At 62.9% G+C, this 8314-nt stretch carries 6 protein-coding genes; all 6 read left to right on the forward strand.

Annotated features, from left to right (window positions below; genetic code table 11):
- Window positions 1-55 precede the first annotated feature (55 nt).
- The 6 genes from ACFVJ3_RS40145 to ACFVJ3_RS40170 all read left to right on the forward strand — a co-directional run bounded on the left by ACFVJ3_RS40145 (window position 56) and on the right by ACFVJ3_RS40170 (window position 6519).
- Window positions 56-907, forward strand: coding sequence for an SDR family NAD(P)-dependent oxidoreductase (locus ACFVJ3_RS40145; RefSeq protein ID WP_378457355.1), 852 nt, complete (start codon window positions 56-58; stop codon window positions 905-907).
- A gap of 29 nt (window positions 908-936) precedes the next feature.
- Window positions 937-2805, forward strand: a complete 1869-nt coding sequence (locus tag ACFVJ3_RS40150; RefSeq protein ID WP_378457356.1) for an NAD(P)-binding domain-containing protein — start codon at window positions 937-939, stop codon at window positions 2803-2805.
- Between the two features lie 10 nt (window positions 2806-2815).
- Complete coding sequence (locus ACFVJ3_RS40155) at window positions 2816-3763, forward strand: ABC transporter permease (RefSeq protein WP_378457357.1); 948 nt, start codon at window positions 2816-2818, stop codon at window positions 3761-3763.
- 71 nt (window positions 3764-3834) lie between these two features.
- Complete coding sequence (locus ACFVJ3_RS40160) at window positions 3835-4632, forward strand: ABC transporter permease (RefSeq protein WP_378457358.1); 798 nt, start codon at window positions 3835-3837, stop codon at window positions 4630-4632.
- Window positions 4633-4649: 17 nt separating this feature from the next.
- The gene (locus ACFVJ3_RS40165) at window positions 4650-5657 is read left to right on the forward strand and encodes an ABC transporter ATP-binding protein (RefSeq protein ID WP_378457359.1); all 1008 of its coding nucleotides are present in this window, start codon (window positions 4650-4652) and stop codon (window positions 5655-5657) included.
- On the forward strand, window positions 5650-6519 hold the full coding sequence (locus tag ACFVJ3_RS40170) for an ATP-binding cassette domain-containing protein (RefSeq protein WP_378457360.1): 870 nt from the start codon (window positions 5650-5652) through the stop codon (window positions 6517-6519). Before ACFVJ3_RS40165 ends, ACFVJ3_RS40170 begins: the two co-directional genes overlap by 8 nt.
- The last annotated feature ends 1795 nt before the right edge of the window (window positions 6520-8314 follow it).

Genomic DNA, 8314 nt, shown 5'->3' on the forward strand with positions numbered 1-8314 from the left:
GGCTTTAATGTTGCCCCTGTCACATTGGCAGCACGCGCGAAAGTGAGCACGGTCGATGAGCGAAACCAAGAGCGACTTGGTGGATTACCAGGCGCTTGCGCGCCTTGACGGCCAGGTCCACGCGATCGTCGGGGGAGGCAGTGGGATCGGTCTGGAGTCGGCTCGGGCGTTGGCGGCGTTCGGAGCGACAGTGATCTGCCTGGACTCGGACCCGGCCGCTGCCGAGAACGCGGCTGCCGAGGTGGGGGGTACGCCGGCCGTCGCTGATGTCCGCGACGATGAGGCCTTTGCGGAAGCGCTCACATCCGCCGTGCAAGAGCACGGCCGTCTCGACGGCGTGATCGATGTGGTCGGGCGCGGCCGTCACGGCCACATCAGTGAGTTCGACCGCAAGGATTTCGACGAGGTCTACGAACTCGGTGCCGTGCAGGCGCTGGCCTGTCTCCGGCTTGGCGCCAAGCTCATGACCGGACCCGGCAGCATCGTTTTCGTTGCGTCAGTCAACGGAGGCCGAAGTTCGGCCTTCAATGCGGTGTACGGCAGTTCGAAGGCCGCAATCCTGTCGCTTGTCAGATCAGCAGCAGTGGAACTTGGGCCCGTGGGGATTCGCGTCAACGCCGTCTCGCCCGGAGTCACGAGGACACCACTGCTCAGGTCGGAGGAGTACGCCTCGCTGCTCCGTGCGAACACCGCGATCACGCCACTCGGCAGGCTCGCCGAGCCCTCCGACATCGCCTCTGCGCTGCTCTACCTGTCACTTCCGTTGGCAAAGCACGTGACGGGTCAAGACATCGTTGTCGACGGTGGCCTGAGCCAGCGCTCCGCGCAAGTACCCGTGGGTGGATGGGGCGCCTGGAGCGACGCTCTCACCGAACCGCAAGAGCCCCTTGAGATCTCCCGACCCTGAAGAGTCGGGATCCGCTTGAAAGGAACGCAGTGCACTCAAACGACGAAATGGTGCGTGTCGACGCATCGGCCGAAGAGAAGATCAAGGTTTGGCTGCGCAGCTTCGAGACTGCTCTGGCCGACCGCGACGCGGCGACCTTCGATGAGCTGTTCGAAGAAAAGGCCGCCTGGCGCGACCTCATCGCCCTGACATGGGACCTGCGGCAGCGCTGGTCGCGCGAAACCCTGCGCGAGGAGATGTTCCGGCACAACGACGCGGCCAAGCTCCGCGACATAGAGATCGACCCCGAGCGCACCGCGCCGAACTACCTCGACGTCGAGCGAAGCAGGATCGAGGTGTTCTTCCGCTTCACACTTGCGCACGGCAACGGTCGCGGGCTGGTCCAGTTGCGAGTCCAGGAAGACGGTGGGTTGCGAGCGATCACCATCGGAACGAGCCTGGCTGCACTTGACGGAATTCCGGAACCGGGCGCGGGCGTCCCGCACCCCCGCCAGGGAATTGACCCGATCAACCCCGGCGAGACCTGGGGACGCCGCAGCGTGACCAAGAGTGACTTCACCCAGCGCGACCCCGAGGTCCTCATCATCGGAGGCGGACAGGCCGGTGTCAGCCTCACCGCCCGGCTCGAGCGCCTCGGCGTGGCCTCGTTGGTGATCGATCGCCACCAACGCCCCGGTGACAGCTGGCGACGCAGGTACGGCTCGCTTGCACTGCATACCCCGACTCCGGCCAACAATCTGCCCTTCCTCCAATTGCCGAAGACACACCCCAACTTCATGTCGAAGGACCAGTGGGCCGACTGGATAGAGGCCTACGTTCGCGCGATGGACCTCAACTACTGGTCGAGCACCGAGGCCCGTAGCGCCGTCTACAACGAGACCAAAAATGAATGGGACGTCGAGCTCCAGCTCGCAGACGGACAGACGCGGACGATGCACCCGAAGCACGTCGTGATCGCCATGGGCGGCGTGGGCGTGCGCCCGATCCGACCGTCGCTGCCGGGCCTGGACAGCTTCTCGGGCACTGTGCTGCACTCCAGCGACCTGACGGACAGCACCAACTTCAAGGACCAGCGGGTCATGGTGGTGGGGACGTCGACGAGCGGCCACGACATCGCATTGGAAGCCGTCAACAACGGGGGATCCAGCTGGATGCTCCAGCGCTCTTCCACCACGGTCGTCAACATCACCGAGGCCATCAATTTCAATGCGGACTACACCTCCGGCGAACGCAGCGAGCAGGAGATCGACGAGCGCCGGAACATGAACTGGATCTATCCGAAGGTCCTGGAGAAGGTCCAGACCTACGCTGCCGAGGCCGACCAGCGTCACGAGGAGTTCTACGACGACCTCCGCAAAGCTGGCCTGCAGGTCACCAGCGACGACTGGACCCAGAACTGGGCGATCAAGGTCTTCCGTGACTTCTCCGGGTACTACCTGAACGTCGGTGCCTCCGAGGCGATTATCGAAGGACGGATAAAGGTCGTCCAGGCAGTTGACCTCGAGAGTTTCGTGCCCGAAGGGGTTCGCCTCAACGATGGTTCGGTCATCGAGCTGGACGCCGTCGTACTCGCGACGGGGTTCGCCAACCTCCGCGAGGAAATCGCCGGACTCGTCGGACCCGACGTGGCTAATCGAGTCGGCGACGTCGGCGGCATGTCGCCCGATGACGGCGAACTGCGCAACAACTGCCGTCCCACCGCGCAGGCCGGACTCTGGTTCATCCAGGGCGGCATCATGGATGTTCGTCGTTATTGTGGGCTGCTCGCGCTGCAGTTGAAGGCGAACCTGGACGGGACGATTCCGACACTGGTGCGCACCGCGGACGGGGACCTGGCCGTATCGAAGAGCGATGACGGCCTTCCCTACCCGGCTGTCGTCGGCGCGGACGCACCATGAGGTCCCAGCCATGACGCGCTTCGCCGTGCAACGGATCCTTCTCGTTGTTCCGCTACTGCTCATCCTGACTCTGCTTGTGTTCCTGCTGGTTCGGGCTTCTCCGGGGGACCCCGCCGCGACCATTGCCGGTCCCGACGCGACGGCAGAGTCGATCGCGGAAATTCGTACCGACCTCGGGCTCGACCGACCCTTGCCAGTGCAATACATCTCCTACGTGACTGACCTCGCCAAAGGCGATCTCGGGACATCCTTCACCACGCGACAGCCGGTCACCGAGATGATCGGAGAGCGACTCCCGCGGACCCTCAGCATCGCCCTACTGGCGATGTTGCTGTCCATTGGCTTGAGCATCCCGCTGGGAGTATTCGCGGCCAGTCGACCAGGATCGCGGTTGGACCGGGCGATCACTGCAGGATCGGCGCTGGCCATCGCCATCCCCCCCTTCGTGTTTGCTGCCGTGCTGATCCTCCTGCTCGCCCTGGGGAGTGGCGCATTGTTCCCGCCGGGCGGCTACGCGCCGATGTCAATGGGGTTCGGCGAATGGCTCCGATATGCGACCCTCCCTGCGCTGGCGCTCGCCCTGGTCGGCCTGGCCGAGCTCACTCGGGTTCTGCGAAGCTCGATGGTAGAGGCGTTCGAACAGGATTACATCAGGACGGCCCGAGCCAAGGGCCTTGGGCGAAGCGTCATTGTGCTCAAGCATGCGGGCAAGAACGCGGCGAGCGTCTATCTGACGGTGCTGGGTCTGCAGATCGGTCGCGTACTCGGAGCCGCGGTCATCATCGAGGCAATGTTCAACATCAACGGATTCAGCCAGTTGGGATACGAGGCAGTCCTCAACCGAGACCTCCCGACCCTCCAGGGTGTGGTACTCGTCAGCGGCGCCGTGGTTCTCTTGGTCAACCTCGCGGTCGACCTGTCGTACGGAATCGTCAATCCAAGGATTAGGGCAAAATGAGCGCCGCAATCACCGCATCACGTCGTGTTCGCGTCAGCCGTCGTCTTCATCGCTCCCGCATGGTTCGGCGAATGCTCGCGGACAAGGCGGGAATCTTCAGCCTGATCATCGTGATCTTGATCTGCACGATTGGGCTGCTCTCTCTGGTGTGGACGCCTTACGATCCACTGGCGTCGGACCTCCAGGCCCGACTTGAAGGGCCGTCCGCCGCGCACTGGCTCGGGACGGACACCGTCGGGCGCGACATCCTGAGCCGGCTGATGGTGGCGACGTGGGTCACGATGAAGGCGATTGCGATCGCAATCGCCATCGCGCTGGGGTTCGGGATGGTAATCGGCGTACTTGCGGGTTACCTCGAGGGCATCACCGATGCGGTGACCTCGCGCTTCAACGACGTATTGATGGCGCTGCCGCCGGTCTTGTTCGCCGTGGCAATCGTGGGTGTTCTCGGCAGCGGACTTACCAACGCGATGATCGCGATCGGCATCCTTCTGCTGCCCCGGTTCCTGCGCCTGTCACGACTGACCACGTTAGAGTCCAAGCACGAGGACTTCGTGGAGGCTGCGCGTTGCAGCGGTGCCGGTCCGGCGCGGATCCTGATTCGTCACATCCTGCCCGGTAGCACCTCGGTGCTGCTGGTACAGACATCACTTGCTGCGGCAGTCGCGGTGATCGGAGAGGCGAGCCTGAGCTTCCTTGGACTCGGAGTGCAGCCGCCGACGCCGAGTTGGGGATCGATGACCAAGGATGGATTCGACATACTCAGCACTTCGGCCTGGAGCATCCTGCCCCCGTCAGTAATGCTGATCGCTGTCGTGCTGGCGCTCTCGGTCCTGGGTGACAGCCTCCGTGATGCGAGTGGACGATGACTGGAACGGTGAACGAGATGCTGAAGACCGAACTGCACGAGCCACTCCTCGCCCTTGACTCAGTGGCAGTTGATGTCAAGACAGAGGGTGAACCCCTACGCCTGATCGATGACGTCTCCTTCACGGTGAACCGTGGGGAGACCGTAGGTCTCGTGGGGGAGTCCGGCTCGGGGAAGACGGTGACTTCCCTGGCCATCATGCGACTGCTCCCCGCAGGATCCACAACCTCCGGATCGATCCGGCTGAACGGCCAGGAACTCACTGGGCTGTCGACGAAACAACTCAACCAGTTGCGCGGATCCAAGATGGCCATGGTCTTCCAGGAGCCACGACGCAGCCTGAACTCGGTCTTTACCGTTGGAGACCAGGTCGCCGAGGCCGTGCGCAAGAACGCCGGCATGTCCCGCAAGAACGCCCGCGCCCGGGTCGTTGAGTTGTTCGACCTTGTCCAGATCCCCGACGCGCGACGCCGCATTCGGCAGTATCCGCATGAGTTCAGCGGCGGGATGTGCCAACGGGTGATGCTCGCCATGGCGCTTGCGGGATCGCCGGAGCTTTTGATCGCTGACGAGCCGACAACAGCGCTGGATGTCACCGTTCAGCGGCAGGTTCTGGGCCTCATAGACGATCTGCAGCGCTCTCTCGGCCTTGGAGTCCTCTTGATCACACATGACCTCGGGCTCGTCGCCGAGGTCTGCGAGCGTTCGATCGTGATGTATGCGGGTCGACCGGTGGAAGAAGCACCTGTGCTCGACCTCTTTGACCGGCCTCAACACCCCTACACGGCCGGACTGCTCAATGCGATCCCGGATCCCTTGAAGAGCCGCAGCCGACTCGGCGCTATTCCCGGAACCGTTCCGTCCGCTCGAGCATTTGTTGATTCATGTCGATTCGCACCTCGATGCCCGGCGCAGCAGCACGAATGTACGGACAACTTTGTTTCGCTGGAGGAGACCACACCACAGCGAAAGGTCCGTTGTGTTCGCAGCCATGAGGTGAACGTGGAGGAGATGTTCCGTGCCTGAGTACCAGCAAGAGTCGAGTGCAAAACAGCCGGCGCTGGAGCTGCGTGGGGTTCGCAAGAGCTTCGTGACGCAACGCAGCATCCTCGGTCGCGTGACCGAGAGGTTCGATGCCGTCAAAGGAGTCGACCTCACTGTCGCGCAGGGCGAAACCCTGGCCGTAGTGGGTGAGTCCGGCGCCGGCAAGTCAACAGTGGGCAGGATGGCCCTTGGCCTGGAACACCCCGATTCGGGTCAGGTGAAACTTCTCGGGACCGATCTCGCACGAATTTCCGGCCGCGAGATGCGACGCTTCCGGGCTCGAGCGGCGATGATCTTCCAGGATCCCTTCAAGTCCCTAGACCCACACTGTACGATCCGCTACTCGCTTCACGAGCCCCTCCTCTCACAAGGCATGGGCAACCGTGACGAGCGCGATGAGCGAGTTACCGCGCTGCTCTCCCAAGTCGGGTTCCCGGTGGAGCGACTCGACAGCTATCCCTATGAGATGTCGGGTGGGCAGCTCCAGCGAGTGGCGATTGCCCGCGCGCTAACCACCGAGCCGGACCTGATCGTGTGCGACGAACCCGTGGCAGCGTTGGACATGTCGATCAGGGCACAGGTCATCAATCTCCTTCGGGACATCCAGGTTGAACGGAACCTCGCCTACCTGTTCGTGACTCACGACCTGTCCCTGGTTCGGGTGATCGCGGACCGGGTCGCCGTGATGCGTCGGGGTGAGGTCGTTGAATGTCGCCCGGTCGAGGAGTTGTACGAGGACCCGCAGCACGAGTACACCCGCGAGTTGCTGCAAGCCGTCCCCGCCCCGCACCCGCGGAATCGTCGCTTGCTCGCTGGTCGCCCAGTAGCTGCCGCCGTTTCTTGACCTGTCCGGACCACCGGTCCAGACATTTGGGTACGCCTGACGCCCAGTGCAGTCACGGAGCCGCCGAAACAGCCCGCCACATTCGATCATTCAGATCGGCCTCGAAATACTATGCAGTCCGGGACCGGAAGTCCTTGAGCGATTTTGGAATGTCTATGAATCCTGAGCCGACGGGTTCGCCGCGACCGGGCCGAGGTCGGTCCAACGATGGGCCACACGACTTGCTCTGTTTCGTCATTCCGGTCCTCCGGTGCAACACCCTGGCCTGCGCCGATCTGTCGGTCGATTCGGCCCACGCCAGGGATCGGCGCGAGGATCGGCGTGAACCTTTGGGTGTCACCGTGCTCATCACGACCTGGGCGGCTAGCCAGCTTGAAGTGGATCTGGCGCAATTGCCGTGATTCTGTTGTTGGCCTTCGCTATACGGTGTGGAGGATGCGCATGTGGAGAAGGTCCAGGTTTGCGCGTCCGTAGATTTGGCGTTTGAGCACTTTTGTGCGGTCGATGTGTCCTTCACAGGCCCGGAGCTGTAGGACCATGTCAGCCCTGCGGTGACGGCATCTAGTTCTCGGCGCAAACCTGTGACGGACGACCGCAGTGCCCGATCTCCTTTGGTGTCGACGGCCATCATCCAAGCGCCGAGGTCGTCCCGCGACGGTCGATCATGATCTCGGCGAAGTCGTGGACAAAGCTGTCGTGTTTTAGCCGAGACGGGACTGCGCTCCAGCAGCGCATCGAGCTGAATGTGGTCGTCGGCGGAGTGCCGATCCGGGTGGCGGGTCAGCCTGTCCGGCCCTGGCCAATCCGATCGCTGTGACCATCGCCCCGAGCGTGGGAGTGCGTCGTGACCGTGCTCGGGGCAGGCCCGGTACCTTTCCGGCGAAAGTCTTTGCCGTGCAATCAATGGTGTCGCAGAAGAACCGACGCACCCGAAGGTCGATCATGACCGGATGTCCACCGATCCGGTGTCGGCCAGCTGCCGGCGGTACAGGGAATGCACGCGAGCGGACTCACCATCACAGCGCGGACATCGTCCCGGGTCGCCCTACGGCTCTGCGGTGATTCGGATCGTGGAACCGACCCGACGCACCACCGCGACAACGAGACCACCATATGGTGCAGCAACGCCCGCATGCCTCGAAACCACACGCCGACTATCCTCACCCGCCGCAGTTCAGCGCACCTGGCGGCCTCCGTCAGCCGACTGGATTGCCGGGCGGGGGCGGGTATGCACTCGCCAAAAGGTGCATCTCGTCTTGGATGCCGTTCGATTCAGGGAGGACCTGCCACAAGCGTTCGATGAACCGGCGCGATGTCATTCCGAAGTGCACAAGGACGTCCTCCTCGGAAGGGCCGCCGAATGGTGCCCACCTTCTTGCGAAGTCGATTAGGCGTTCCGCCTCCGCCTCAGAATGGGTGCGTTTGCGGTTGGCTTCGAGCCAAGCGAGGCGACGCCTCTGACGCCACCTCTGATACTCACGAGAGTTCATGGCAATTCACGCAGCTAAATTAATGGGGACTTGCGGGAGGGTTGGAAGATCGGAGACCACGGCAGCGAGGAACATGCCCGGAGTGGCAGCCGCGTTCGCCTGACTGTCAAAGCACTTATGTAACGCCGCACTAGCGGTTGCGCCGCCAGATACTAACGTCGAAGAACGGCTCCCCGCGGTCGCTACCCGGGTGCATCGTGGGACACGAAACCCCTCTCTGTCAACCTGGTCTGAGACACAATCTGTGTCTGTAATCAGTGAGGTTTTGAGGGCGAGTTCGGAGTAGGAAGCATTGAGTAGCGAAG

The organism is Rhodococcus sp. NPDC127593 (assembly GCF_042671975.1).
Classification (GTDB): domain Bacteria; phylum Actinomycetota; class Actinomycetes; order Mycobacteriales; family Mycobacteriaceae; genus Rhodococcus_F.

What these genes read in the sequence shown, in the direction of transcription:
- ACFVJ3_RS40145 (WP_378457355.1), top strand. Translation starts at nt 56, where the DNA reads ATGAGCGAAACCAAGAGCGACTTGGTGGATTACCAGGCGCTTGCGCGC.
- ACFVJ3_RS40155 (WP_378457357.1), top strand. Translation starts at nt 2,816, where the DNA reads ATGACGCGCTTCGCCGTGCAACGGATCCTTCTCGTTGTTCCGCTACTG.
- ACFVJ3_RS40160 (WP_378457358.1), top strand. Translation starts at nt 3,835, where the DNA reads ATGCTCGCGGACAAGGCGGGAATCTTCAGCCTGATCATCGTGATCTTG.
- ACFVJ3_RS40165 (WP_378457359.1), top strand. Translation starts at nt 4,650, where the DNA reads ATGCTGAAGACCGAACTGCACGAGCCACTCCTCGCCCTTGACTCAGTG.